Annotated in this window: 25 protein-coding genes and 1 tRNA gene; 15 read left to right on the top strand and 11 right to left on the bottom strand. The window is 73.3% G+C overall.

Going from position 1 to position 25,469, the window contains the following annotated elements:
- Nucleotides 1-92 precede the first annotated feature (92 nt).
- Both ACX9I7_RS09105 and ACX9I7_RS09100 read left to right on the top strand, forming a co-directional pair.
- Nucleotides 93-824 (top strand): L,D-transpeptidase family protein, encoded by a 732-nt coding sequence (locus ACX9I7_RS09105; RefSeq protein ID WP_387572448.1) that lies wholly within the window; start codon nucleotides 93-95, stop codon nucleotides 822-824.
- Nucleotides 825-970: 146 nt separating this feature from the next.
- On the top strand, nucleotides 971-2,683 hold the full coding sequence (locus tag ACX9I7_RS09100) for a GAF domain-containing sensor histidine kinase (protein ID WP_387572445.1): 1,713 nt from the start codon (nucleotides 971-973) through the stop codon (nucleotides 2,681-2,683).
- A gap of 51 nt (nucleotides 2,684-2,734) precedes the next feature.
- Here ACX9I7_RS09100 and ACX9I7_RS09095 read toward each other — a convergent pair whose 3' ends face one another.
- The 3 genes from ACX9I7_RS09095 to ACX9I7_RS09085 all read right to left on the bottom strand — a co-directional run bounded on the left by ACX9I7_RS09095 (nucleotide 2,735) and on the right by ACX9I7_RS09085 (nucleotide 5,326).
- Nucleotides 2,735-3,427, bottom strand: a complete 693-nt coding sequence (locus ACX9I7_RS09095; protein ID WP_387572442.1) for a response regulator — start codon at nucleotides 3,425-3,427, stop codon at nucleotides 2,735-2,737.
- Between the two features lie 124 nt (nucleotides 3,428-3,551).
- Complete coding sequence (locus ACX9I7_RS09090; RefSeq protein WP_459387011.1) at nucleotides 3,552-4,571, bottom strand: zinc-dependent alcohol dehydrogenase family protein; 1,020 nt, start codon at nucleotides 4,569-4,571, stop codon at nucleotides 3,552-3,554.
- 254 nt (nucleotides 4,572-4,825) lie between these two features.
- Complete coding sequence (locus ACX9I7_RS09085; protein ID WP_459387010.1) at nucleotides 4,826-5,326, bottom strand: hypothetical protein; 501 nt, start codon at nucleotides 5,324-5,326, stop codon at nucleotides 4,826-4,828.
- 274 nt (nucleotides 5,327-5,600) lie between these two features.
- On the opposite strand from ACX9I7_RS09085, the gene ACX9I7_RS09080 reads away from it, so the two are divergent.
- The 5 genes from ACX9I7_RS09080 (at nucleotide 5,601) to ACX9I7_RS09060 (ending at nucleotide 8,424) form a co-directional block, all read left to right on the top strand.
- Entirely contained in the window at nucleotides 5,601-5,987 is a 387-nt protein-coding gene (locus tag ACX9I7_RS09080) for a hypothetical protein (protein WP_459387009.1), read from the top strand.
- Nucleotides 5,984-6,790: a transcriptional regulator gene (locus tag ACX9I7_RS09075; protein ID WP_459387008.1), complete on the top strand. Its 807-nt coding sequence runs from the start codon at nucleotides 5,984-5,986 to the stop codon at nucleotides 6,788-6,790. The genes ACX9I7_RS09080 and ACX9I7_RS09075 overlap by 4 nt, the downstream gene beginning before the upstream one ends.
- Before the next feature lie 97 nt (nucleotides 6,791-6,887).
- Nucleotides 6,888-7,280: a roadblock/LC7 domain-containing protein gene (locus tag ACX9I7_RS09070; protein WP_373298052.1), complete on the top strand. Its 393-nt coding sequence runs from the start codon at nucleotides 6,888-6,890 to the stop codon at nucleotides 7,278-7,280.
- Nucleotides 7,281-7,332: 52 nt separating this feature from the next.
- Nucleotides 7,333-7,707 carry a hypothetical protein gene (locus tag ACX9I7_RS09065; RefSeq protein WP_387572430.1) on the top strand — a complete coding sequence of 125 codons (375 nt, stop codon included), beginning with the start codon at nucleotides 7,333-7,335 and terminating at the stop codon, nucleotides 7,705-7,707.
- Nucleotides 7,708-7,851: 144 nt separating this feature from the next.
- On the top strand, nucleotides 7,852-8,424 hold the full coding sequence (locus tag ACX9I7_RS09060; protein ID WP_387572427.1) for a hypothetical protein: 573 nt from the start codon (nucleotides 7,852-7,854) through the stop codon (nucleotides 8,422-8,424).
- A 49-nt stretch (nucleotides 8,425-8,473) separates the two neighbouring features.
- Here the strand turns inward: ACX9I7_RS09060 and ACX9I7_RS09055 are convergent, their stop codons facing one another.
- Nucleotides 8,474-9,346, bottom strand: a complete 873-nt coding sequence (locus tag ACX9I7_RS09055) for a hypothetical protein (RefSeq protein WP_387572424.1) — start codon at nucleotides 9,344-9,346, stop codon at nucleotides 8,474-8,476.
- A complete protein-coding gene (locus ACX9I7_RS09050; RefSeq protein ID WP_387572421.1) occupies nucleotides 9,339-9,992 on the bottom strand; it encodes a hypothetical protein in 654 nt (217 codons plus the stop codon). The genes ACX9I7_RS09055 and ACX9I7_RS09050 overlap by 8 nt, the downstream gene beginning before the upstream one ends.
- A gap of 353 nt (nucleotides 9,993-10,345) precedes the next feature.
- Here ACX9I7_RS09050 and ACX9I7_RS09045 point away from each other — a divergent pair, with 353 nt between their 5' ends.
- Nucleotides 10,346-10,993, top strand: a complete 648-nt coding sequence (locus tag ACX9I7_RS09045) for a 50S ribosomal protein L25/general stress protein Ctc (protein WP_387572418.1) — start codon at nucleotides 10,346-10,348, stop codon at nucleotides 10,991-10,993.
- A 7-nt stretch (nucleotides 10,994-11,000) separates the two neighbouring features.
- Nucleotides 11,001-12,416, top strand: coding sequence for a glutamate decarboxylase (locus ACX9I7_RS09040; protein ID WP_459387007.1), 1,416 nt, complete (start codon nucleotides 11,001-11,003; stop codon nucleotides 12,414-12,416).
- A 62-nt stretch (nucleotides 12,417-12,478) separates the two neighbouring features.
- Here ACX9I7_RS09040 and ACX9I7_RS09035 read toward each other — a convergent pair whose 3' ends face one another.
- Nucleotides 12,479-13,123 carry a response regulator gene (locus ACX9I7_RS09035; RefSeq protein WP_387572413.1) on the bottom strand — a complete coding sequence of 215 codons (645 nt, stop codon included), beginning with the start codon at nucleotides 13,121-13,123 and terminating at the stop codon, nucleotides 12,479-12,481.
- Nucleotides 13,120-14,376: a sensor histidine kinase gene (locus ACX9I7_RS09030; RefSeq protein ID WP_387572410.1), complete on the bottom strand. Its 1,257-nt coding sequence runs from the start codon at nucleotides 14,374-14,376 to the stop codon at nucleotides 13,120-13,122. Before ACX9I7_RS09030 ends, ACX9I7_RS09035 begins: the two co-directional genes overlap by 4 nt.
- Nucleotides 14,377-14,507: 131 nt before the next feature.
- Between ACX9I7_RS09030 and ACX9I7_RS09025 the strand changes: the two genes are divergently transcribed.
- A complete protein-coding gene (locus tag ACX9I7_RS09025) occupies nucleotides 14,508-15,065 on the top strand; it encodes a GlcG/HbpS family heme-binding protein (RefSeq protein ID WP_459387006.1) in 558 nt (185 codons plus the stop codon).
- Nucleotides 15,066-15,134: 69 nt separating this feature from the next.
- Here the strand turns inward: ACX9I7_RS09025 and ACX9I7_RS09020 are convergent, their stop codons facing one another.
- Nucleotides 15,135-16,322 (bottom strand): glycine C-acetyltransferase, encoded by a 1,188-nt coding sequence (locus ACX9I7_RS09020; protein WP_459387005.1) that lies wholly within the window; start codon nucleotides 16,320-16,322, stop codon nucleotides 15,135-15,137.
- A 64-nt stretch (nucleotides 16,323-16,386) separates the two neighbouring features.
- On the bottom strand, nucleotides 16,387-17,427 hold the full coding sequence (gene tdh / locus ACX9I7_RS09015) for an L-threonine 3-dehydrogenase (protein ID WP_387572401.1): 1,041 nt from the start codon (nucleotides 17,425-17,427) through the stop codon (nucleotides 16,387-16,389).
- Between the two features lie 94 nt (nucleotides 17,428-17,521).
- Here tdh and ACX9I7_RS09010 point away from each other — a divergent pair, with 94 nt between their 5' ends.
- From ACX9I7_RS09010 to ACX9I7_RS09000, 3 genes are all read left to right on the top strand, one after another.
- Nucleotides 17,522-18,436 carry a LysR family transcriptional regulator gene (locus ACX9I7_RS09010; protein WP_387572398.1) on the top strand — a complete coding sequence of 305 codons (915 nt, stop codon included), beginning with the start codon at nucleotides 17,522-17,524 and terminating at the stop codon, nucleotides 18,434-18,436.
- Between the two features lie 136 nt (nucleotides 18,437-18,572).
- Nucleotides 18,573-18,899 carry a putative quinol monooxygenase gene (locus ACX9I7_RS09005; protein ID WP_387572395.1) on the top strand — a complete coding sequence of 109 codons (327 nt, stop codon included), beginning with the start codon at nucleotides 18,573-18,575 and terminating at the stop codon, nucleotides 18,897-18,899.
- 142 nt (nucleotides 18,900-19,041) lie between these two features.
- Nucleotides 19,042-20,835 carry a choice-of-anchor A family protein gene (locus tag ACX9I7_RS09000; protein ID WP_459387004.1) on the top strand — a complete coding sequence of 598 codons (1,794 nt, stop codon included), beginning with the start codon at nucleotides 19,042-19,044 and terminating at the stop codon, nucleotides 20,833-20,835.
- A gap of 22 nt (nucleotides 20,836-20,857) precedes the next feature.
- On the opposite strand, the gene ACX9I7_RS08995 is transcribed toward ACX9I7_RS09000, so the two are convergent.
- On the bottom strand, nucleotides 20,858-21,988 hold the full coding sequence (locus ACX9I7_RS08995) for a WD40/YVTN/BNR-like repeat-containing protein (protein ID WP_459387003.1): 1,131 nt from the start codon (nucleotides 21,986-21,988) through the stop codon (nucleotides 20,858-20,860).
- A 188-nt stretch (nucleotides 21,989-22,176) separates the two neighbouring features.
- Here ACX9I7_RS08995 and ACX9I7_RS08990 point away from each other — a divergent pair.
- A tRNA-Lys gene (locus ACX9I7_RS08990) sits at nucleotides 22,177-22,250 on the top strand.
- Nucleotides 22,251-22,309: 59 nt separating this feature from the next.
- On the opposite strand, the gene ACX9I7_RS08985 is transcribed toward ACX9I7_RS08990, so the two are convergent.
- Nucleotides 22,310-24,556: a terpene synthase family protein gene (locus ACX9I7_RS08985; RefSeq protein WP_459387002.1), complete on the bottom strand. Its 2,247-nt coding sequence runs from the start codon at nucleotides 24,554-24,556 to the stop codon at nucleotides 22,310-22,312.
- 261 nt (nucleotides 24,557-24,817) lie between these two features.
- On the opposite strand from ACX9I7_RS08985, the gene ACX9I7_RS08980 reads away from it, so the two are divergent.
- The gene (locus tag ACX9I7_RS08980) at nucleotides 24,818-25,447 is read left to right on the top strand and encodes a VC0807 family protein (RefSeq protein ID WP_358623024.1); all 630 of its coding nucleotides are present in this window, start codon (nucleotides 24,818-24,820) and stop codon (nucleotides 25,445-25,447) included.
- Nucleotides 25,448-25,469: the final 22 nt, after the last annotated feature.

The following is a 25,469-nucleotide window of genomic DNA, read 5'->3' as shown; positions in this document are numbered from 1 at the left end:
CGCCGTCGGGTATCCCCACGCGGCCCTTCCGAAACCGTCATCGGGACGTGTCCGTAGCGCAACCAAGCGGTCTCCCTGTGTGTCATACGGGCATGACTAGCGCAGCAGTGAAGAGAGCGAACGTCCGCGCACGCGGACGACTCGGTGTTCTCCTCGGCGCGGCGGCCGTGCTGGCCGTGCCGCTGTCCGTCGCGGCGGGGACGGGAAGCGCGCGGGCGGCCACGGCCTCCTGCACCGCCGGGGCCGGGCCGTACCAGAAGCAGGCCGAGCGGTTCCTGGGGCGGCCCGTCGACGGGCGGCAGTCGGCCGCCGACTGCCGGGCGATCCGGGACTTCCAGCTCGACCACGGCATCAGCCCCGCCGTCGGCTACGCCGGGCCCGTCACCTGGGGCGTCATGGACCTCGTCGCCAAACAGCGCGCCGCGGGGAACAATCCCAACGCCGAGCGGAAATGCCCGGTGAACAAGGGGCGGATCGCCTGCGTCGACCTCACCCGTCAGCTGAGCTGGATACAGGACGGCTCCCGGCTGGCGTTCGGGCCGGTGCCGATACGGTCCGGCCGGGAGGGGTACGGGACGCGGACCGGGCTCAAGCGGATCTACTGGCGCAGCGTCGACCACTGGTCGACGATCTACAAGGTGCGGATGCCGTACAGCCAGTTCTTCGACGGCGGGCAGGCGTTCCACGCCATCGACGGCAGCGTCTGGTCGGCGCCCGGCTCCCACGGCTGCGTCAACATGCGGCGCGGGGACGCGAAAACGTACTGGTCGATGCTGAAGAACGGCGACGACGTCTACGTCTACGGGCGCAAGGCCGGCACCTGAGCACACGCCCCGGCCGACGCCGGGTCCGGGCCCCTTCATGGCCCGGACCCGGCTCCTCCGGTGCCCCGGCCGGCGGATACGGTGGTGATCGGGTGGGCGGGTCGTCCGTCCGTGAAGGTTCGGACGCGCCTACGAGGAGGCACGGCATGGTGGTGCGCTTACCGCAACTCAGGCTGGACGAGCTGCTGGAGGAGCTCCAGGCCCGGATCGACGCCGCGCGCGGCACCCGGGACCGGGTGCACAGCCTCCTGGAGGCCGTGATGTCGGTCGGCCGGGAGCTGGAACTGGAGCATGTGCTGCGCCGGATCGTCGAGGCGGCGGTGGTGCTCGTGGACGCCCGGTACGGCGCGCTGGGCGTCATCGGGCCGGACGGGCGGACGCTGTCGCAGTTCCTCACCGTCGGGCTGTCGGAGGAGCACATCAAGGCCATCGGGCCGTACCCCTCGGGCCACGGCATCCTGGGGGAGCTCATCCGCCACCCCGAGCCGCTGCGGCTGCCGCGGATCTCCGCGCACCCGGCCTCGTACGGCTTCCCGGCGGAACACCCGCCGATGAACAGCTTCATGGGCGTGCCCATCCGGGTGCGCGAGCAGGTCTTCGGCAATCTCTACCTGGCCGAGAAGCGGGGCGGCGCGGACTTCGAGGACGAGGACGAGGAGGTGCTCGCCACGCTCGCCGTCGCCGCGGGCGTCGCCATCGACAACGCCCGGCTGTACGAGGAGTCCACCCGCCGCGAGCGCTGGCTGCGCGCCGGCGCCGAGGTGACGAACCGTCTGATGTCCGGCGCCCGGCCGGCCGACGTCATCGGCCTGATCGCCGAGCGGGCGAAGGAGATCACCTCCTCCGACCTGGTCACCGTCTCCCTGCCGCTGCCGGAGGGGGAGCCCGCGCTGACCGTCGAGGCCGCGCTGGGGGAGGAGGCCGACGACCTGCGCGGCACGGTCCTGCCGGCCGACGGCACCCTCGCCGGGAGCGCGTACGCCTCGGGCCGGCCGGTCCTCAGCGCGGGCCTCGCCGCGGACCCGGCGAACGCCGCCGGGCCCTGCCGCGCCGCGGGTCCCGCCGCGGCCGTGCCGCTCACCTCCGGTGACGCGGTGCGCGGTGTGCTGCTGCTCGCCCGGGCCAGGGGCCGCGCGCCGTTCACCCAGGAGGAGACGGAACCCCTCCTCGCCTTCGCCGGGCAGGCCGCCGTGGCCATGGAGCTCGCCGAACGCCGGGCGGACGCCGCGCAGATCGCCGTGCTGGAGGACCGCGACCGCATCGCCCGCGACCTCCACGACCTGGCCATCCAGCGGCTCTTCGCCACCGGTATGACGCTCCAGAGCGCCGACCGCTTCATCGACCACCCCGAGGCCGCCGAGCGCGTCCAGCGGGCGGTCGACGACCTCGACGAGACCATCAAGATCATCAGGTCCACGATCTTCGGCCTGCGCTCCCGGGAGACCGCTCCCCAGCACGGGCTCCGCACCCGGGTCGTCCAGACGGTCGGCGAGGGCGGCACGCTCCTCGGCTTCGCCCCGAGCCTGCGGATGGAGGGGCTGCTGGACACCCAGGTGCCGCGCGAGGTCACCGAGGACGTCGCCGCCGTCCTGGGGGAGGCCCTGGCCAATGTGGCCCGGCACGCCCGCGCCCGGTCGGCCGACGTCGCCGTCGTCAACGACGGCCGCCGGCTGACGCTGACGGTCACCGACAACGGCGCCGGGATGCCGGAGGGCGAGGGCGGCCGCCGCAGCGGCCTGCGCAACCTCGCCGAGCGGGCCGCCCGCCACGGCGGCCGGCTCCGGCTGACAGCGCCGGCGGGCGGCGGAACGACCCTGACGTGGAGCATCCCGCTGCCGGACGGCTCCGGCGAGGCGTGACGGCTCCGGCCAAGGGGTGACGGGTCCGGCGAGGGGTGACGGGAACGGGGGTCAGGACGGCCGGGCGACGTTCGACGCGAGCACGGCCGCCTGGATGCGGCGCTCCACGCCGAGCTTGGCGAGCATCCGCGAGATGTGGTTCTTGACCGTCTTCTCGGACAGGTAGAGCCGCTCCGCGATCTGACGGTTCGTCATGCCGTCGCCGATGAGGCCGAGGATCTCCCGCTCGCGCGGCGACAGCCCGGCCAGGCGCTCGTCCTCCGGCTCGGGCTGCTCGTCCTCGCCGCGCAGGCTGTTCATCAGGCGCGTGGTCGTCGCCGGGTCCAGCATCGACTGGCCGGAGGCGACCGTGCGGATGGCGGCCACCAGGTCGGAGCCCTTGATCTGCTTCAGGACGTAGCCGGACGCCCCCGCCATGATCGCGTCGAGCAGCGCGTCGTCGTCGTCGAAGGAGGTGAGCATCAGACAGGCCAGCCCCGGCATCCGGGACCGCAGCTCGCGGCAGACCGTGATGCCGTCGCCGTCGGGCAGCCGGACGTCCAGCACCGCCACGTCGGGACGGAGCGCGGGCCCGCGCGCGAGCGCCTGGGCGATGCTGCCGGCCTCGCCGACGACCGAGATGTCGTCCTCGCCGTCGAGCAGATCGTGGACGCCCCGGCGCACGACCTCGTGATCGTCCAGGAGGAACACCCGGATCGGCCGCTCCGCGGAGAACGCCCCCGCTCGCGCTGACTGCTGTTCCACCGCTCCGGCTCCTCATCGTCTCGTCGGCATGCCGCCCTGTTTGGATCATGATCCAACATGTGTCGGACCGCCATGGGCCGAACGGCCCCGATCCGGCCACCGCACGCCGCCGGGCCGGCTCGGCTCACTCCTCCGCGACCAGCACCGCCACGCCCGTGACCCGGTCTCCCGCCAGGTCCGCGAGCGCCTCGTCGGCACGGCTCATCGGATACGGCTGGACGTGCACCACCGGCCGGTGCCGGGCGACCTCGGACAGGTAAGCGCGCCCGTCGGCCCGCGTGTTGGCGGTGACGCTGCGCAGGGTCCGCTCCTGGAAGAGGTGCCGCTCGTAGCCGAGCACCGGGATGTCGGTGAGATGAATTCCGGCCACGGCCAGCGTCCCGCCCCGGTCGAGGGCCGCCAGCGCCACCGGCACGAGATCCCCGACGGGAGCGAAGAGGATCGCCGCGTCGAGGGGCACGGGCGGATCGTCGTAGGTGCCGCCCGCCGACGCCGCGCCCAGCTCGAGCGCCAGCCGGCGGGCCGGCTCGGCACGGGTGAGGACGTGCACGGACGCGCCCTGGGCGATCGCCAGCTGCGCGGTCAGATGGGCGGAGGCGCCGAAACCGTAGATGCCGAGCGCGCCGCCGGGCGGCAGCTCGGCCCGCCGCAGCGCGCGATAGCCGATGATGCCCGCGCAGAGCAGCGGTGCGAGCTCCTCGTCCGGCGGGCCCTCCGGTAGCCGGTAGGTGAAACGGGAGTCCGTGACGACGTGCTCGGCGTACCCGCCGTGGACGTCCCAGCCGGTGTAGCGGGAGTCCGGGCAGAGGTTCTCCCGGCCGCCGGCGCAGTAGCGGCACGTCCCGCAGGTGCCCGCCAGCCAGGCGGCGCCGACGCGGTCACCGGGGGCGAAGCCCTCCGCGGCCGGTCCGGCGGCCAGCACCCGGCCGACGATCTCGTGGCCGGGCGTACGGCGGGGGGCGCGCGGCGGCAGATCGCCCTCCGCCAGATGGAGATCCGTACGGCACACCCCGCACGCCCCCACCTTGATCAGCAGATCGTACGGGCCCGGTTCCGGCAGCGGCCTGCGCTCCCGGCGCAGCGGCCGTTCGGTGGCGGGCGCTGTGTGGTCGACGACCCAGGCCGTGGTCTCCGGGACCGTCATCGTGCTCACCTCCGGCCGTCGGGCCCTCGCTCCTTCCACGGTGCGCCGGGCCCGGGGGGAGGGCAAGGCCCGGGTGTCCCCGCGCGGGGTCCGTTCGGCCCCTGCGCGCCGCGGCCGCGCGACGGCACGCTGGTCACAGCCCGGACGGGATGTCGTCCCCGCTCGGTCCCCCGGCACGCCGCCCCGGCGGCGCGCCCCGCCCGGGTGCCCGGCCGCCGCACGCCCGGATCGTGCGCGCGGCGGCCGCCCGGCGGTCAGTAGTGCCAGCGCGGGCGGCCGCCGTCGCCGCCACAGGTGATGAGACGGCCGTGGGCGTCGTGGGTACCGGCGCCCACATCGCCCTTGCGGCAGAACTGGCCCGCCTTATAGCAGTTCCCGGCGTCGGAACGGATCTCGCAGGACGATTCCGACGTGGACGCCCCCTTCGCCCCCGCCGCTCCTGCCGTGCGTTCCGCGCCGGGCGCCGGGGGTTCGGTCTGCGGCCCGCGCGTCTTGGGCGGCGCCTTCGGCACGTGGGTCGCCGACCCGGGGGACGGCGTGTCGGTGTGCGTCGCGCTCCCCGTGGGCCCCGGCGACGGTGAGGTCGACGCGGATGCCGACGCGGACGCCGACGCCGACGGTGAAGCGGACGGGCGCGTCGGCGACTTGTCGTCCCCCGTGCACCCGGTGAGGGTCAGCGCGGTCGCGAGGACGAGCCCGCACGCGGCGGCGAGGCGCCGGCGGAACGCGGGACGGGACACGGTGGCTATGGCCAAGGCGGAACTCCACGATCGGTACGGACGGGCAGGCGGGCATCGCCGCCGAACGTGGGGGGACCGGCAGCGCTCACCCTAACGCCCACCACGTCAGGCATATAGCACCTCCGCACATGTGCCGAGGGAAAATGCCAAAACCCTCACCCCCTGCCACCGGTATCGGTTACCTTCCGTCGCATGGGTCACATCCCCTGGTGATCACCCCCCCCATGTACCGAGCCTTGGACCGATACGCGGCGCTCCCTGTTGCCGTCGCGCGGCTGGAGAGGATCGTGTGACCGGAATAGACGGGTGCCTGACGGAGGCCATGGCCATTCCCGGGGCGCGGGGCGCGAGTCTGGTGGACTGGACGAGCGGGCTCACCCTGGGGGCGGTGGGCGACGGACCGGACAGCGATCACGAGGCGTCGGCGGCGGAGGCCGCCGAACTGGCCCGGCTCGCCGTGGAGAACGGTGGGTTCACGGGTGGCGGCGCACGCCATGACGGGCCGGTGGAGGAGCTGATCGTCACCGCCCGGGGGAGCTACCACCTGTTCCGGTACGTGGCGACCTCGTTCGACAGCAGTGTCTTCCTCTACGTCTGGCTGGACCGGACGGAGGCCAATCTCGCGGTGGCGCTGTTCCGGATGAAGGACCTGGCCACCCGGCTGGTGTCGGCATGACGGCTGTGGCGACGGGCGGTGCCGTGGTGACGGCCACGCTGGACCGGCTCGTCCGGGAGCGGGCGACGGGGGCGCTGCACGGCCGGGCCGGGGCCCTCTACCTCGCCGACGGCGCCCTGGTGCACGCCGAGAGCCCGGTCGTGCCGGACGTGGGGTGGCGGCTGACGGCGAGCGGCCGGCTGTCGCGGGAGAGCTGGGAGGAGGCGGTGGCCGAGGGCGGGCCGGACCACCGCGCGGGGAGCCTGCTCGTCGAACGCGGCAGGCTGAGCCGGGGCGAGCTCGAACTGTGCCATCTCAGCGCCCTGTTCGACGCGGCCTACTTCGTACTGTCCCCGCTCGACGGCTCCCAGCGGGCCCCCGACCGGTTCCTGCGGGGCGCCCGGCACTGGTTCGGGCCCGTCCGTCCCGTCCCCGTGGCGGCCGTGCGGCGGGAAGTGCGCCGCCGCCGGGGCCTGCTGGAGCGGGCCTGCCCCTGCCCGGAACTCGACGTGTCCCCGGTCGTCCCCGTCCCCGCCCCCGTACCCGCGCCCAGGATCGTCCGCCGGTCCCCGTCCGGAGCGGTGCTGGCCGCGGCCGACGGGGTGCGGACGCCGACGCAGATCGCCGGCGCGCTGGGCCGCTCCGCCTTCGCGACCCTCCTCGACGTCCGGCGGCTGGCGGCGGCGGGGCTGGTGCGGACCCCGGCCCCCGGCACGCCGCCGCCCCGGCGGGCCCGCCCGGCGGCGCCGGCCGCGAGGGTCCCCGCCGACGCACCGGAGATCTTCCTGCTCCAACGGATCCGCGACGCTTTGGAGGCCTTGTGACCCTGAGACGCTCCGCGACCGGGCCGGGTGCCGGCCGGGTCCCACCGATCCCATGATGAGGCGCGCGTTGAGGCAATTCGTCGTAAGGAGGCAGCCGATGACCGCCGCACCCGAGGTGCTCGCCGAGCTCCAGGGGTTACGTGTCCGGGTACCGCATCTGACCGGTGCCATGGTGGCGAGCACCGACGGGCTGGTGATCGCGCACCTCGTCACCGGTGCCGAACCGGACGGGCTGGCCGCGCTGACCGCGGCGGCCCTGGGGGTCGGCGCGCGGCTCTCGGACGCGGTGGGCCACGGGGGGTTCCGCGAACTCGTCGTCAGCGGCGAACTCGGCTACGTGGCCACGTACGCGGCCGGCGCCGCGAGCGTGCTGACGCTGCTGGCCTCGGCCGACGCCAATGTGGGGCGGCTGAACCTGGAGGCCCGCAGAGCGGGCGCCCGCATCGCGCAGATCGTCGACGGCGCACTGGAGCGACAGCGCCAGGCGTAGTGACCGATCGCGTATCCATCCATAAATTCATCGACAAAGAAATGGGTTTCCCATGGCGAACACCGAAACGGCCCTCAAGGACGCGATGAACTCGATCGACGGCGCGCTGGGCGTGGCCCTCGTCGACTACGGCAGCGGCATGGCGCTGGGCACCCTGGGCGGCTCCGCGTCGCTCGACCTCAACGTCGCGGCCGCGGGCAACACGGACGTCGTCCGGGCCAAGCTGCGCGCCATGGAGATGCTCAACCTCCAGGACAGCATCGAGGACATCCTCATCACCCTCGGCACGCAGTACCACTTGATCAGGCTGCTGACGGGCCGGGGCGGCAACGGTCTGTTCCTGTACCTGGTGCTCGACGGCAAGCGCGCCAACCTCGCGATGGCCCGCCACCAGCTCCGGCGCATCGAGGCCGAACTGGAGGTCTGAAGCGTTTTGGCGACTTGACGACCGCACCGCGGCACACCGCGTCAGGGACCCGTTGTCACCGGAGGGGTGGCCCGATTTGCGGGGGCGTCGCACCCGGCGCAGGGTCTTCGTGAAGATCCCCTTCTGTTCGAAGGAGTTACCTCCATGGGTGTCCCCCGAAGATCCGGCCTGCTGGTGTCCGCCACCGTGTGCGGTGCGCTCCTCCTCGGCACCGCGGCCCCCACCACGGCCGGCACGGTGTCCGCGCCGGGCGGCGCGTCCGGCGCCACCGCCCACGTCCAGGCCCCCTCGCCCGACGCCCTGCGCAAGGCCGCGGGCCAGGCGATGCGGGCCATCGACGAGAACGCCGTCGGCAAGGAGGCGGCCGAGGAAGCCGCGGGCTGCGCCGCCCTCGGCCCGGAGCGGTCCCGCGCCGGGCACTGCGGGGCGATCCGGGACAACCTCGACGCGCTCGGCCGGGCCCGGGCCGGCCTGGAGCGGCAGGCGGGCAGCGGGCGTCCGGAGCTCCGCGCGGTCACGGTCGCCACGACCGACGCGGTCGTCGCGACCGTACGGCTCGCCAAGGAACGGGCCGCGCACGACGGCGGCCGGTTCGACGGCGCCGGGCTGATCCCCTCCGTTCAGGGCCTGCTGAGCGGGCTCGTCAACACGCTCGGCGGTGTGGTGGGCGGCGTCAACGACCTGATCAGCGGGCTCGTGCGGGGTCTGCTGGGCTGATGCCGGGTTCCCGGGTGCGGGCCGGTGGTCGCGTCGTGCCCACGACACGTCACCACGGCCCGAACGGGACGAGGTCCGGGCCCACGCCGTGCCAGTCGTCGCCCCCTTGGGCGACGCGGTGGAAGAGGTGCGCGGCGTACCAGACGACCAGGTCCTGGCCGTCGGTGCTCTCGGCGTTCAGATAGCCGTTCAGCCCGTCGTCGGCCGCGGTTCCCTGCCGTCCGTAGCGGTCCTCGCTCGCGCGGTAGCGCAGCAGCCACAGGTCGGAGGCCGAGAAGGCGTCCGCGGTGCCGTCGTTCGGCCCGGGCAGCACGTGGTATCCACGGTGGCTGTCCAGGTCGACGACGGCCCAGCTGCGCCGCGAGGGCGGGTTCTTCAGCCGCTTGGTCTCGGTGCGGAAGGGGTGCCAGCCCGCTCCCCAACCCTCCTCGCCCGTATAGGTGTTGTACTCCAGCGCCAGGTCCCGCCGCGCGCCGTCGATGTCGAAGTCCAGCCGCCAGTAGACGTGGTGGCGGTGGTCGAAGGGGCACTGGATGCCCGCGCTGAAGAGCCGGGGCATGATCACGCCGTTCTCCCAGAACACCCAGCGGTGGGTGAGCCGGTAGGCGCTGATGGTGTGGTACGACTCCACGCTCAGGGCGCGCAGGCCCCCGCTGGAGTAGGCGTAGACGCACACCCTGCTGCCGGGGCAGCGGGAGGTGGGGCGCGCGTTGTTGTAGTTGAGCGGGTCCTTGTACGGACCGCACGGCCCCTCGTACCGCACCCGCAAGGAGGGGAGGCTGGCCTTGGCGAAGACCTGGTGCCCCCGGTAGGCGGCGCCGAGGATGACGATGCCCTCCTCGTCGGGGGCGTCCGCCAGCCGCCAGTCGAAGGTCCACACCGGCTGCTGGGCGGGCCAGCTGATCCGGCCCGACTCACTCATCGCCCACCCTCCTTCCCGCGTCGACCACCCGCTCCTCCCCGAGGTCGACCAGGACGCGCACCTGGGGCATGCGCCGGTCGGGGGAGCCGAAGGCGACGTAGGCGCGGCGCCGGCCGTGGTGCTCGTCGCCCTCGTGAACGTCGCTGGTGAGCAGCACCATGGGCACGGTGTCGGCCGGGGCCCGGCGCGCGGCCTCGGACTGGGCCCGGGCGATCTCCACCGCCCGCTCGATCTCCGCGTCCGAGAGGGCGGGCTGGGCAGGACCCGCGGTCATGCCGGTGAGGACGGGCGGCTCGCCGTCGTCGAGGGTGAACTCCAGCGTCCGGTCGTCGGTGTAGTCGTAGACGAGCACCAGGATCGCGGGTGTCGTACGGTCCTTGTCGTCGGCGAGCAGACCGGCGCCCAGGAAGGCGTACCGGTGTCCGTCGAGCGCGGCCCGCGCCCGAGGGTCGGCGAGCACCGCCGGGGCGGCGCGGTCGAGCAGTTCCTCGCCGGAGGGGGTCGCCGTGCGCTCCCAGGCCACCGGCTCGGCGGGGCCGGGGGCCGGCGGCGGCCCGGGAATGTCACGGACGGCGGGCTCCACGACGGCTGGGAATTCCGGGAGGCCCGGTCGGTCCGGCGGTGGTTCGAGGCGGATTTCTGGCATGGGCCACCCTTTCCTCGCGTCCGCGCAGACGGGCGGCACCCGGCGGCGGCCGGATGCGGAATGCTGCGCGGCACCGATGATTTCACCGTGCTTTCCGGCCGTCACCGGTGATTCACGGGTGACGGCCGATGGGCCGAAGCGCGGCCGCCCGGCTGTGCTCCGGCGTGCGGAGAGGGCGCACGGATGGGTGGTTCGCCCCGTCCGCGCGGCCCCGGCGGCACGGCCGCCGGGGCCGCCCGAGGAAATGGGTTTCTCGGCCGAACGGAGCAATCGAGAATTTCCCGGGCGGTCCGGCCGGATGAACCCGGAATAAACTCGGCGGCCGGAGAGCCACGAATTCCGAGGAGCCCCCCATGGCCGAAGTGAAGCTTGCCGCCACACCGCGTACCGACTTCGGCAAGGGTGCCGCCCGGCGTATCCGCCGCGAGAACAGGGTCCCCGCCGTCGTCTACGGCCACGGCGCCGACCCCAAGCACCTCGCGCTGGACGGCCACGCGCTGTGGATGGCCCTCAAGACGCCGAACGTGCTCATCCGGCTCGACATCGAGGGGGGCAAGAGCGAGCTGGTGCTCCCCAAGGCCGTCCAACGCGATCCGCTCAAGGGCTTTCTGATCCATGTGGACCTCCTGGCCGTGAAGAAGGGCGAAAAGGTCACCGTGGACGTCCCGGTCCTCACCGAGGGCGAGCTGGCACCCGGCGGAAACCTGCTGGAGCACATGCTGGACGCGCTGCCGATCGAGGCCGAGGCCACCCACATCCCGGAGTCGTTCACCGTCTCCATCGAGGGCCTGGAGGCCGGTCACACCATTCGCGCCGAGGACATCGAGCTGCCGCGCGGCAGCACCCTGGCCGTCGACGGGAGCACGGCCCTGCTCCAGGTCGTCGCCGCGCAGGCGGAGGAACTCCCCGAGGAGGAAGAGGAGGCGGAGGAGGGCGCCGAGGCCGCCGCCCCGGCCGAGGCGGCCGAGGCCGAGCAGCCCGCGGAGGGCGGCGAGGGCTGACGCGCGCATGGCGCTGCACAAGGGCGGCGGCGGCCGGCACGCCGCCCGCCGCTACGCGGTCAACCCCTTCTACGGCGAGGCGGACCCGGTCTCCTCGATGGCGCTGGAGCCGCCCCGGCACCGGATGCCCGACGGGCCGATGACCCCGTCCGCCGCCTATCAGTTCGTCCACGACGAACTGATGCTCGACGGCAACGCCCGGCTCAACCTGGCCACCTTCGTCACCACCTGGATGGAGCCCCAGGCCGGGGTGCTGCTGGCGGAGTGCCGCGACAAGAACATGATCGACAAGGACGAGTACCCGCGCACCGCCGAACTGGAACGGCGCTGCGTGGCCATGCTCGCCGACCTGTGGCACGCCCCCGACCCCGCCTCTGCCGTCGGCTGCTCCACCACCGGCTCCAGCGAGGCGTGCATGCTCGCCGGCCTCGCCCTCAAACGCCGCTGGGCCCTCGCCCATGGCGACCGCTACCCGGGCGGCGGGGCCCGGCCCAATCTGGTGATGGGCTCCAACGTCCAGGTCTGCTGGGACAAGTTCTGCAACTTCTGGGAGGTCGAGGCCCGCCAGGTGCCCATGGAGGGCGACCGCTTCCACATCGACCCCGAGGCCGCGGCCGGGCTGTGCGACGAGAACACCATCGGCGTCGTCGCCGTCCTCGGCTCCACCTTCGACGGCTCCTACGAACCGGTCGCCGAGATCTGCGCCGCCCTGGACGCCCTCCGGGAACGCACGGGCCTGGACGTCCCCGTCCACGTCGACGGCGCGTCCGGCGCGATGATCGCCCCCTTCCTCGACGAGGACCTGGTGTGGGACTTCCGGCTGCCGCGCGTCGCGTCCATCAACACCTCCGGCCACAAGTACGGCCTGGTCTACCCCGGCGTCGGCTGGGCCCTGTGGCGGGAGAAGGCGGCGCTCCCCGACGAACTGGTCTTCCGCGTCAACTACCTGGGCGGCGACATGCCCACCTTCGCCCTCAACTTCTCCCGCCCGGGCGCGCAGGTCGCCGCGCAGTACTACACGTTCCTGCGGCTGGGCCGCGAGGGCTACCGGGCCGTCCAGCGCAACTCCCGCACCGTCGCGAGCGGTCTCGCCCGGCGCATCGGGGAACTGGGCGACTTCCGTCTGCTGACGCACGGCGACCAGCTGCCGGTGTTCGCCTTCACCACGGCCGACGGCATCAGCAACTTCGACGTCTTCGACGTCTCGCGCCGGCTCCGGGAGCATGGCTGGCTCGTGCCCGCGTACACGTTTCCGCCCGACCGGGAGGACCTGTCGGTGCTGCGGGTCGTGTGCCGCAACGGGTTCTCGCAGGACCTCGCGGACGTCTTCCTCGACGACCTGGTCGCCCTCCTGCCCGAACTGCGCCGGCAGGACGCGCCACTGGACCGGCCGGAGCGGGTGGCGACGGCGTTCCACCACTAGGAGCGCCGTTTCCTGGGGCTCCGCCCCAGACCCCGGTCCTCAAACGCCGGACGGGCTGACATTCAGCCCAGCAGCCGCTGCTCCTTCGCTACGGCCACCGCGCCGGCCCTGGTGTCCACCCCCAGCTTGGCGTAGATGCGGCCCAGGTGGGTCTTGACCGTGGCCTCGCTGATGAACAGCGCCCGGGCGATGTCCCGGTTGCCGAGGCCGCGCGCGAGCTGGCCCAGGATGTCGCGCTCGCGGTCGGTGAGCGTGCCGGTGGCGGGCCGGGTGCCGCGCAGCCGGGCCATGACCCGGCCGGCCACCGGCGGGGAGAGCGCCGTACGGCCCTGGGCGGCGGCCCGCACGGCCGCGAAGAGCTCCTCGGGCCGCTCGGCCTTCAGCAGATAGCCGGTGGCCCCGGCCTCCAGGGCGCGGGTGACGTCGGCGTCCGTGTCGTAGGTGGTGAGCACCAGCACCCGCACCCCGTCCGGCCCGTCCGTGATGCGGCGCGTGGCCTCCACCCCGCCGATGCCCGGGCCCAGCTGGAGGTCCATCAGCACCACGTCCGGCCGCAGCTTCGCCGCCATGGCGACGGCCTCCTCGCCGGTTCCCGCCTCGCCGACGACCTCGATGCCGGGTTCGCTGGCGAACAGGGCGCGCAGCCCGGCGCGGACGACGGCGTGGTCGTCGCACAGCAGCAGACGGACGGGCGTGGCGGCGCTCATGACAGCTCCGGGGAGTCGGGGGAGACGAGGGGGAGGGCGGCGGAGACGACGGTGCCCTCGCCGGGCACGGACTCCACGCTCAGCCGGCCGCCCAGCCGGCCCGCGCGGGCCCGCATCGCGGGCAGGCCGTGGCCGCGCCCCGGGCCGGCCACCGGGGCGGTACCGGCGTCGAAGCCCCGCCCGTCGTCGGCGACGTCGAGGACGACCTGGTCGTCGAGCCAGGTGAGGGTGAGGGCCGCGGTGCTCGCCCCCGCGTGCTCGCGGACGTTGGCGAGCGCGCCCTGCGCGATCCGCAGCAGCGCCGACTCCGCGCTCTCCGGCAGGGGGACGGGCGTCCCCTCCTGGTGGAAGCGCACCGTGAGGCCGGGCACCGGCTCCCGTTCGGCCAGGGCGCGCAGCGCCTCCGCCAGGGGCACCCCGCCCGCGAGGTCGGCGGGGGCCAGGTCCGCGACGAAGCGGCGGGCCTCGGCCAGGCCCCGGGCGGCGACGTCCGCCGCGGCGCGGACGTGGTGGCGGGCCGTGCCCGGGTCGGCCGTCCAGATCCGGTCGGCCGCCTGGAGCAGCATCTGCTGGCTGGACAGGCCCTGGGCCAGGGTGTCGTGGATCTCCATCGACAGCCGCTGCCGCTCGGCGAGCGCGCCCTCGCGGCGCTCGGTCGCGGCCAGCTCCCGGCGCGTGCGCAGCAGATCGCCGATCAGGGCGTCCTGCCGGGCCCGCTGCCGCTCCATGTGCACGAAGGCGGCGGTGGCCAGCGCGGCGACGGTGGGCGGCGCGACGACGAGGTTGGGGTCGAAGCCGAACAGGCTGATCTGCGCGGCCACGACGAAGACCGTCAGCCCCGTGATCAGCACGAGGGAGCCGCGGACGGGCAGGGTGCGCAGGGCGGTGTAGACGAGCGGTACGGCGCACCAGGCGAAGCTCGGGGCCGCGACCACCAGCACCACCCACACCCCGACGACCGCGCCGAGCCACAGCCGCCGCTGTGTCGGGGCGGCGTCGTCGAGGCCGGCGCCGAGCACGTAGAGGATGCCGAGCAGGGTGCTCAGCGCGATGATCCACGGGGTGTGCGGCTGGCCCGCGTGGCGGATCAGGAAGCGGACGAGGGACGCGCCGAGGAGGAGGAAGAACGCGGTGTGCCGGACGACGGCGAACCACCGCGCGTCGGGGTCGCGGTCCGGGAGCGGTGGGGCGGTGCCGGTCACGTACGTGTTCACGTCTTCTGTCCTAACCCCTGGTGATCGCCCTCGCATCATCCGATCGGTCGACCCCGGGTCGTCCGAACCGCGCGCGGATGCCCTCCGGACCGATGACCGGGAGGGGGCGTGATCGCTTCGAGGATGGTGACGTCCCGATCGGCTCCGATCAGTTCCGTCAGGAGTTCCCCATGAAGAGCCTCCAGAACGTCTCCGTCCGCGCCCGTGTGATCACCGGCTCCGTCGCCGTGGCCGTCGCCGGTGCCGTCACCTTCGGCGCCGTCGCCGCGTCGGCGGCCCCGGCCCCCGCCGCCGCCCCGGCCCCGGCCCCGGCCGCCAAGGGCCTGGTCCAGGTGAACCGGCTGTCGGTGGACGCGGCGGCCAAGGCCGCGCAGGCCGCGCTCGCCGCCGCGAGGAAGGACGGGCAGAAGGTGTCCGTCGCCGTCGTCGACCGCGACGGCAACACCGTGGTGACCCTGCGCGGGGACGGCGCGGGCCCGCAGTCCTACGAGTCCGCCGCGCGCAAGGCGTTCACGGCCGTCTCCTGGAACGCCCCGACCTCGGAGCTGGTCAAGCGGCTCCAGCAGACCCCGAACCTCAAGGACATCCCGGGCACCCTCTTCCTGCCCGGCGGCGCCCCCGTCCAGGACAAGGGCGCCCCGGTCGCGGGCATCGGCGTGGCGGGCGCGCCCAGCGGCGACCTCGACGAGAAGTACGCGAAGGCGGGCGTCGCCGGCCTCGCGGACTGATCCGGGCCGGACACGCCGCAGGGGCCCGTCCCGGTGATCCGGGACGGGCCCCCACGGGCGTCATCGCGCTCAGGCCGTGGCGACCAGCGCGTCGCGGACCTCGCGGAACGCGGCGACCGTGCGCAGCACGTCCTCGCGGGAGTGCGCGGCCGACAGCTGGACGCGGATGCGCGCCTTGCCGTTGGGCACGACGGGGTAGGAGAAGGCGATCACGTAGATGCCCTTCTCCAGCAGCGCCGCGGCCATCCGGCCGGCCAGCGCGGCGTCGCCGACCATCACCGGGGCGATCGGGTGCTCGCCCGGCAGGATGTCGAAGCCCGCGGCGGTCATCTCCGCGCGGAAGAGCTTGGTGTTCTCCCGCAGCCGCGCCCGGCGGTCACCGGACTCGGTCAGCAGGTCGAGCACCCGCAGCGAGGCGCCGACGATGGACGGCGCGAGGGAGTTCGAGAAGAGGTACGGGCGCGAGCGCTGGCGCAGCAGCTCCACGATCTCGGCGCGCGCGGCGACGTAGCCGCCGCTGGCCCCGCCGAGGGCCTTGCCGAGGGTGCCGGTGATGATGTCGACCCGCTCGGTCACCCCGAACAGCTCGGGCGTGCCGCGGCCCTCCTCGCCGACGAAGCCGACGGCGTGCGAGTCGTCGACCATGACGAGGGCGCCGTAGCGCTCGGCCAGGTCGCAGATCTCGTCCAGGGGGGCGATGTAGCCGTCCATGGAGAAGACGCCGTCGGTGACGATCAGCTTGTGACGGGCGCCCTCGGCCTCCTTGAGGCAGCGCTCCAGATCGGCCATGTCACGGTTGCGGTAGCGGAAGCGGGCCGCCTTCGACAGGCGGATGCCGTCGATGATGCTCGCGTGGTTGAGCTCGTCGGAGATCACCGCGTCCTCGGCCGTCAGCAGCGTCTCGAAGACACCGCCGTTGGCGTCGAAGCAGGAGCTGTAGAGGATCGTGTCCTCCATGCCGAGGAACCGGGAGATCTTCTCCTCCAGCTCCTTGTGCGGCGCCTGGGTGCCGCAGATGAACCGGACGGAGGCCATGCCGAAGCCCCAGTCGTCCAGGGCCGTCTTCGCGGCGGCGATGACCTCGGGGTGATCGGCGAGGTCGAGGTAGTTGTTGGCGCAGAAGTTCAGGACCTTGCCGTCACCGACGCTGATGGCCGCGGACTGCGGGCTGGTGATCACGCGCTCGGACTTGTACAGCCCGGCGTCGCGGATGTCCTGCAGCTCCTTGCGCAGGTGCTCGCGCATGCTGTCGAACACGGGGGGACTCCTCGTGGTGTGGTCGTACGCCAGGGGGATGACCGGCGTCGGGGGCGGGACGGCGTCAGGGGAGGACCGGACGGGTCCAGTCGAGGACGATCTTCCCGCACCGGCCGGAGCGGGCCGTGGCGAAGGCCTCGGCGTACTGCTCGAAACCGAAGCGGTGCGTTATCACCGGCGAGATGTCGAGGCCGCTGCGCAGCAGCACGGACATCGCGTACCAGGTCTCGAACATCTCGCGGCCGTAGATGCCGCGCAGCGTCAGCATGCGGGTGACGACGGTGGCCATGTCGATGCTCACGTCGCCGGTGGGCAGGCCCAGGGCGGCGATCCGGCCGCCGGGGGACATGGTCGCGATCATGTCCTGGAGGGCGTCGGCGCGGCCGGACATCTCCATGCCGACGTCGAAGCCCTCGGTCATGCCGAGCTCCGGCATGACGTCGGCGATGCGCCGGTCGCTGACGTCGAGGGCGACGGTGGCGCCCATCTTCTCCGCCAGGGCGAGCCGGTAGGGGCTCACATCGGTGATCACGGTGGAGCGCGCCCCGGCGTGGTTGGCGACGGCCGCGGCCATCATGCCGATCGGGCCGGCGCCGGTGATGAGGACGTCCTCGTTGAGCACCGGGAAGGACAGCGCGGTGTGCACGGCGTTGCCGAACGGGTCGAAGATCGCGGCGACGTCGATGTCGATCTCGTGCCGGTGGACCCAGACGTTCGACTCGGGCAGGACCACGTACTCGGCGAACGCGCCGTCGGTGTGGACGCCCAGGCCGATGGTGCGGATGCACAGGTGGCGGCGGCCGGCCATGCAGTTGCGGCAGGTGCCGCAGACGAGGTGGCCCTCGCCGCTGACGATGTCGCCGGCGCTCACGGTGGTCACGCCGGGGCCGGTCTCCACGACCTCGCCCGCGAACTCGTGACCGACGACGAGGGGAGCGCGGACCACGCGGGCCGCCCAGTCGTCCCAGCTGTCGATGTGCAGGTCCGTGCCGCAGATGCCGGTGCGCAGCACCTTGATCAGTACCTGCCCGGGACCGGCCTCGGGGGTCGGTACCTCGGTCAGTTCGAGACCCGGCCCCGCCGCGGTCTTCACCAATGCCCTCATGGGGGATCACTGTGGCGGCTGAGGACTGTGAAGTCCATCAACGTTATGCGCTGACACCTGTGAAGCTCTGCTTCATGGATGCGATAGTGGACAAATGATCGACCCCCGCCGGCTCAGGGTGCTGAGCGCCCTCGCCGACCACGGCACCGTGACCGCAGCCGCCCACGCCCTGTACCTCTCGCCCTCGGCGGTCTCCCAGCAGCTGGCCGCCCTGGAGGCGGAGACCGGGCACGCCCTGCTGGAGCGGCGCGGCCGCACCGTGCGGCTCACGGCGGCCGGCAGCGTCCTGGCCGGGCACGCGGTGGAGATCGCCGCCCAGCTGGAGCGGGCCGAGGCCGACCTGGCCCGGTGCTCCACGGGCCTGGTGGGCGAGGTGACCGTCGCGGCCTTCGCCACGTCCATCACCGAGGTCGTCGCCCCCGCCGTGGCCGCCATCGGCCGGCGGGCGCCCCAGGTCCGGGTGCGGGTCAAGGACGCCGAGGGGCACACCAGCGCCCGGCTGCTCCTGGACGGCGAGGCGGACATCGCCGTGGCCGTCGAGCACCGCGACGCCCTGGTCTCCGACGCCGGGCGGCTGCTGCACGCCCCGCTCTACGAGGAGCCCTTCGACGCCGTCCTGCCACCCGGCCACCGTCTCGCCGACAAGCCCGAGGTGGACCTCACGGACCTGCGGGACGACCCGTGGATCACCCCCTGGCCGGGCAACCCCGTCCACGAGGCCGTGGTGCGGGCCTGCGAGGAGGCCCGGTTCCGGCCCCGCGTGGAGTGCCTCTCGGACGACTTCTCGGCGGTCTGCGCGCTGGTGGCCGTCGGGGCGGGCGTCGCGCTCGTACCGCGCTCGGCCCTCCACGGCATCCGTCCGGCGCTCACCCCCGCCGTCCGCCCGCTGCGCGGTCCGGGACCCACGCGCCGGGTGTTCACCGCCGTCCGCCGGGGCAGCGAGGGGCACCCCCTGCTGCGGCTGGCCCTGGCGGAGCTCCGCGACCGGGCGGCCGCTCTCGCGGGGTGAGTCCCGCGCCCCCTGGGGACGGCCCGTTTTCCGGCAGGGCCGGAATCGGTCGCACCGGCGTTCGCGGGCCGCGACGGGCCGGGGCACGATGGTGGCGATTCAGCCGTCCGGCCGTCCGCACCCCCCGGGAGCACGCATGATCTTCATCGCCGTCAAGTTCACCATCCGCCCCGAGCGCAGCGCCGAGTGGCTGGACCTGGTCAAGGACTTCACCGAGGCCACCCGCGCGGAGGACGGCAACGTCTTCTACGAGTGGTCCAAGAGCGTCGAGACCCCCCACCAGTTCGTCCTGCTGGAGGCGTTCAAGGACAGCGCGGCCGGCGAGGTCCACGTCAACTCCGAGCACTTCAAGACCGCCATGGCCTGGATGCCCGACGTCGTCGCGAGCACGCCGGAGATCATCCACGTCGAGACGCCGGGCACCGGCTGGTCGGCCATGGCCGAGGTGACGCCGCGTCCGTGACGCCGCCCGGCCGGGCGCGCCGGGGAGGGGGCTGTTCGGGTCACGACCCGGCGCGTCGGAATATCTGAAGAGATGGTCAAAGCCATAGTCGGGACCGTGCGGCGAAAACGTCGACAAATCGGTTAGACCAGGCGGAGACAAAGTGAACGAAGGCACGGCCAGGCCCCCCGACGCCCCCCGGACCCGCTTCCGCACCCGGTGCGCCACCTGGCTGCGGCGCACGGCGGCGGGCGCCGCCACCGCGGCCGCCGCCCTCGGCGGCCTGGCCCTGCCCGCCCAGGCGGCCCCGCTGCCCGGCGGCCTCGGCCCCTGCCTGCCGGGCAGCTGCCCCCGCACCTACCCGGCCCTCAACGACAGGCCGTTCACGGGCCGCGACGACAACGTCAACGTCTTCACCGGCGGCGACTTCCGCGTCCGCGGCGGCGCCGCCGGGGCCGAGGGCCGGGTGGTGACCCTCGGCGACTTCGACGTGAACAAGACCTCCGGCGGCGCCCTCTACACCGTGGGCGTCCTCCACGTCGGCTCCCGCGTCCCCCCGTCCGACGGCGCCGACTTCCTCACCACCGACGGGGACGTCCTCGTCGCCCCCGGCCAGCGGCTGGACGCCGAACGCGGCGTCGTCCGGCACGCGGGCGACGTCTCCGGCCTGGTCATCGGCGGCGACGCCGCGGCCGCGGGCGCCGCCCGGCCCTACGCCGGACTGCGCGAGCGGCTCGTCGCCACCAGCCGCTGCTACGCCCGCGGCGCGGACGGACGCGCCCGCCCCGCCACCGGCACCGCCCGCAACACCGGTACGGAGACCGTGTTCACCGGCGACGGCACCTCCCGGCTCCAGGTGTTCCACGTCGGCTTCGACCTCGTCGGCCGCGACGGCGGCCAGCAGGCCATCCGCTTCACCGGCATCCCCGCCGGCGCCACCGTCCTCGTCAACCTCGAAGGCACCTCCCGCGTCGTCAACACCTTCAGCGGCCGTGCCACCGACGACAACCCCTTCAACCGGCTGCGCGAGCGCCTGCTGTGGAACGTCCCCGACGCCCGGCGCGTCGACTTCCTGGGCACCGGCCAGTTCCAGGGCAGCGTCCTGGTGGGCGACCCCACCAGCGAGGCCACGGTCACCCTGCCGGGCATGAACGGCCGCTTCCTCACCGCCGGTTCGCTCACCCACACCTCCGCCACGGGCGGCGACAGCGGCCAGGAGTTCCACGCCTACCCCTTCACCGGCGACCTCCCCGACTGCGCGCCCCCGCCCCGGCCCACCGGAGAGGTGACGGTCGTGGAGCGGGACGCCCAGGACGGCCGCCCGCTGCAAGGCGCCCGCTTCCAGCTCTGGCGGGACACCAACGGCGTCCCGGGCCTCCAGACCTCCGGCGACCGGCCCGACACCCGCTCCGCCGACGAGTGCGTCTCCGACACCCACGGCGTGTGCCGCAGCACGGTCGAACCCGGCACCTACTACTGGCAGCAGCTCCAGCCCCCGCCCGGCTACCGGCTGCCCGACCGCACGGTGTTCGGGCCGCTCGAGCTCACCGCCGTCAACGCGGCCCAGGGCGTCTCCCTCACCGCCGGCAGCACCCCCGACCCGGCCTCCTACGGCTCGATCCACCTGGTGACCAAGGACACCCGCACCGGCCGACCGCTGCCCGGAGCCCGCTTCGAGCTGTGGCGCGAGACCAACCGCCGCCCCGGGCTCCAGATCGCGGGCGCCGCCCCCGACCGCCGGGCCGACCCCGGCTGCACCACCGACCGCGCGGGCCGCTGCGCCTTCCGGGGCCTGCCGCCGGGCGCGTACTACCTGCGGCAGACCGTCGTGCCCGACGGCTATCTCCCGCCCCCGGAAAGAGTGTTCGGTCCGTACGCGGTGACCGTGGCCAACGCGCGGTCCGGCATCACCGTGACGCTGAAGGGCACCCCGCGCGAGCCGGGCGGGCGCCGATGACGTGACGCGCGGGGCCCGCGCGTCAGTCGACCCGCACCTCGTCCACCCCCAGGTACATCACGTCCGGCCGGGCCGGGTTGAAGGCGATCGCGGAGACGCCGTCGTAGGCGTTGTGCGTCGCCGTCACCCGGCCCGTCGAGGCGTCGTAGCGGAACAGATCGGTGCCGTAGTTCTGGAAGTACGTGCCGTACGTGAAGTGGAGGACCTTCGGGTCGACCGGACTGGGCGCCAGCAGCGTGCCGTTGGTGAGCTTGACGGCGGCGGAGTCGTCGACGACCTTGACGTACGTCAGGCCGCCGTCGGCCGACCGGTACAGATGCCGCCCCTCGGAGGACGAGCCCGGCGCGGCCTCCACCAGGTCGATGCCCAGGGCGTAGACGACCCTGGGGTCGGCGGGGGAGACGGCGGCGTCGAAGAGGTTGGCCCGCCCGCCCTCGGCCGAAAGCCCGTGCGCCGCCCGCCAGGTGACGCCCCCGTCGGTGGTCACGGCCCCACCGGTCGCCATGCCCCCGGCGACGGCGTGATCCGGATCGGCCGGGTCGAAGGCCACGCCGTAGACGCTCGCCGTGCCGCCGAATGCCGGGGTGCCGGCGCGGCGCCAGGTGGCCCCGCCGTCCACCGAGTCGTACAACTGCCCGTCGTCCCCGGCCAGGCGCACATGACCGGGCCGCGCCCGGTCGGTGCCCAGCCCGCTGACGCGCGCGGTCGGCGCCTTCAGGGGGGTGACGGTGGTGCCGTCCACGCGGGTGAGGTAACGGCCGTTCTTCTGCCAGGCGAAGGCCCGCCCGCCGGGTGCCGCGGCCAGCCGCGTGGACGCGCCGCCGAGCGTGGCGACGCGCTGCCAGACGCAGCCGGCGTCGGTGGAGCGCAGCAGGGCGTCGTTGTGGCTGGCGAGCAGGGTGCCCGGGGTGTCCAGCGCGACCAGGCCGTGGGTGTAGCCGGTGGCCTTGAGGGTGCCGGAGGTGGGCGCGAGGGTCCTGCCGTCGTCGGTGGTGAAGGTGACGGAGCCGTCACCGGCGACACGGGTGCAGGACGGTGCCGTCCAGGACGCCGGTCCGTTCGCCGCGGTGGTGGGCGGCTGCGCGGAGGCGGGCACCTGAACGAGCGCGAGGGCGGCGGCCGCCGCGGTGGCGGCGATACCGATCCGCTGCATGGGATCTCCTGACGTGGTTATGGGGTGGAACCAACCGGGCGATCATGCCCCTGGGACGGGGAGGGCAACCATGGGCCTTCCGGACCAACACCGCCTCGCCCACGGCGGCGTCGAACCGTCCGCACACCGACGGCCGGCACACGTTCCCGGGATACGAGCCCGTCAGCCGATCGGGTAGTATGTGTGCCGCGCCGCTAGCTCAGTTGGTCAGAGCGGCTGACTCTTAATCAGCAGGTCCGGGGTTCGAGTCCCTGGTGGCGCACTGAACGACAGCGGAGGCCCCCACCGGTCGGTGGGGGCCTTCGCCGTACTCCCCGTGCGTCAGCCCCGCAGGAGGGCCGCGAGCCGGGCCCCCGAGGTACCGAGGCCGGCCGGCGCGCCCAGGGGCGCTTCCGGGGGCGACACGGTGGCGGATGCGGCGCGGCGGCGGATCAGGTCGGCCTCGCCGTAGCGCCGGCACTCCCGGTGCCAGGTGAGGATGGCCGCCAGCCAGTCCTTGAGCTCCTGGACGTAGCCGTCAAGCGCGATGCGGGCCTGCACGTCGAGCGCGAACTCCTCGCACAGCGCGGGCAGTTGCGTGGCGACGATGTGGAGGAACTCCCGCAACCGGGACCTCATCAGGTCGGCGACGATGCCCAGGGCCTCCTCGCGCCCGCAGTCGAAGAAGTTCTGGACGACCAGGACGGAGTTGTGGACCTCGCCCTCGAACTCGATCTCCTTCTGGTAAGAGAAGACGTCGTTCATGAGCGTGGCGTAGTCCGAGGCGGCGTTCTCCAGCGCCTGGACGGGCCGTGAGGCGAGGACTTCGGGGGGCAGTGCCCTGCCGTGGCGGAGCCGGGAGAGCGTCATGGTGAGCGGGGAGCCGAAGGTGTCGCGGCGCATCTCGATGTAGTCGACCGGCTCGGGGATCTTGTTCATGCGCTGGTTGGTCAGCTCCCACTGCCAGCTGTCCAGCATCCCCTCGACGGCCCGCCGGAACACCGCGCGGTCGGCGGCGGGCATGGGCGTCACCGTCCGGACCCAGATGTCCGCCAGGCTCCGCTCCAGGCAGTTCAGCGGTGTCTCGGTGACGACGGCGTCCAGCGGCATGAACAGCTTGAGCCGGTCGGTGCAGTCCTTCGCCGCCGTCAGTCCGTCGGGGCGCCGCCCGAAATGGGCGGGGTAGACGTCGTCCGCGTAGGTGCCCCAGATGAGCCAGTCCGTGGCGAGGTCCAGTTCGTCGGGGCTGGCCTCCGGGCTGATGCCGGCGGCGCACAGCCCCAGGTCGAAGTCGTGGAGGTTCCCCTCGTCCCAGTGGCCCGCGAGGGGGTCGGCGGGGCTGGGGACGGTGATGCCCGTGCGACGGGCCCAGTCGACGCCGTGTCGGCGGGTGGCCTCCAGGTGGCGGTTGTGCCGGGTCTGGAAGGGCATCTCGAAGTCGGGGCGCGGCAGCGGGCCCACCTTCTCGAACGGGACGTGGGTGAACCCGCGCAGCCGCGCGGGCAGCGTCGCCAGGATCGAGGGCACCAGCAGGGCCGCCGAGGTGCCGATGCCGAGCGGCCCGCCCAGCAGGGCCTCGGGCACCCGGGGGCCGCCCGTGGTGCTCTTCATATAGCGGCTGGAGCGCAGGTGCCACTCGTGGCCGCCGGCCTGCCAGTCCTGGAGGCCCTTGACGTAGGCGAAGACGTCGGCGTACGCCCGCGCGTCCAGCCCGTGCTCCCCCAGGACCGGGCCGACCTCGGTGAGGGCGGTGTGCTCGAACTGCTGAAGGCGGGAGGTGAGGAGATCGCCCACGGCGTCGGCGGCCCGCTGGGTGTCACAGCCCAGGAAGCGCTCGAAGACGAGGACGGCGTTGGCGAGTTCGCCCTCGTTCTCGGTCTCGCGCTGGTAGGAGAAGAGGTCGTTGCGCAGGTGGACCCCGTCGGCGAAGGTGTCCTTCAGGACGCGCAGCGGCCGGGTCGCCGCCACGGCGTCGGGCACCTCGGCGCCCGCCGCGTACTCGACGAGGTGGGCGGACCAGGGCGCCCCGCCGACCTTGCGGCGCATCTCGATGTACTCGACGGGGTTGGCGACACGGCCCTCGTTGATGTTCGACAGCTCCCACATCGACTCCTCGAGCAGATGCCAGGTGCTCTCCCGGAAGCGCCGCCGCCACTCCGGCGACATGTCCGGCACCGTACGCGCCCACAGGTCGGCCAGCCCCGCCTCCACCTGGTTGGTGGGCTCCGGGACGGCGTCGTCCGGGCCGAGCGGCATGAAGGCGCCGAGGCGGTCGAGATACGCGCGGGCGCCCAGGGTGTCGCCCGTGCGCTTGAACCGGGCCAGGAAGTCGTCGTCGAAGAAGAACACCCACACGTACCAGTCGGTGACCACGTCCAGCTTGGGGCCGGAGGCGTCGGGGTGGGTGTAGGAGCACAACAGGGCGTAGTCGTGGGAGTCGAATTCCCTCTCGTCCCAGACGCCCGATCCCTCGATCATGTCCATCCGCCGCGCCCATGCCTTCGAATGCCGCCGCGCGCCCTCGAGATGGGGATTGAGGCGGGCCGGGTGCGGTGTGTAGAAGCGGGGCAGCTCGAAGGGGTTGGGCATCGCCTGCGCGGCCTTTCGGTGCGGATGGGACCGTCGGGGGCACGCTATGGCGGGGACTGGGCGTGGAGGTCAGGGAAAGTAGGATTTCCGCCCGATATGGTGAATAAAAGAGGAGTTGAGATTAACGATCTTGCTGCCGATGACGTCTTTCCCCTACAGTCCCCCCGTTTTGCTCATTTGATCTTGGGGGAATCGATGACCACAGCGTCATCCGCGACATCTACGTCATCCGCGCCGTCCCGGCGCTTCGGGGCCGGCGCCATGCTGAGCTGGGCCGTGACCATCGCCTGCAATGTGGTGCTGCCGTTCGTCACCTACAACCAGCTCACCGACGCGGGCTGGAGCGACTTCTCCGCCCTTGTGGCCTCCGGTGTCTGGCCGGTGGTGGACGTCGTCATCTACCTGATCTGGCACCGGCGCGTCGACGAGTTCGCCGTGCTGACCCTGATCTTCCTGGTGCTGACCATCGCCGTCACCGGCGTCGGACCGCACTCGGCCCGCCTGCTGCTGGTCAAGGACTCCCTGATCACCGGCCTCTTCGGCGTCGTCTGCCTGATCAGCCTGGCCACCCCGCGCCCGCTGATGTTCTACCTCGGCCGGAAATTCGGCACCGACGGCTCCGCGAACGCCGTCGCCCACTGGAACGGCCTCTGGCGGCACGAGAGTTTCCGGCGGACGATGACCCTGATCACCACGGTCTGGGGCCTCGGATACATCGTCGAGGCGATCGCCCGCGTCGGACTGTCCTACGCGCTGTCGACCGGCGCCATGGTCGCCGTGAATTCCGTCCTCGCCTATGGCGTCCCCGCCCTTCTGATCGCCTGGACGATCACCTATTCCAAGCGCGCCCGCGCCAAGGGCCACGCCGAAGCCGCCGCCGCGGCCGTCTGAGGCCTGATCGGTTGAATCCCCG

The sequence above is a fragment of the Streptomyces sp. L500 genome, from assembly GCF_054551825.1.
Note: the sequence above shows the minus strand (reverse complement) of the source record. Positions and strands in the feature narration are given on the sequence as shown.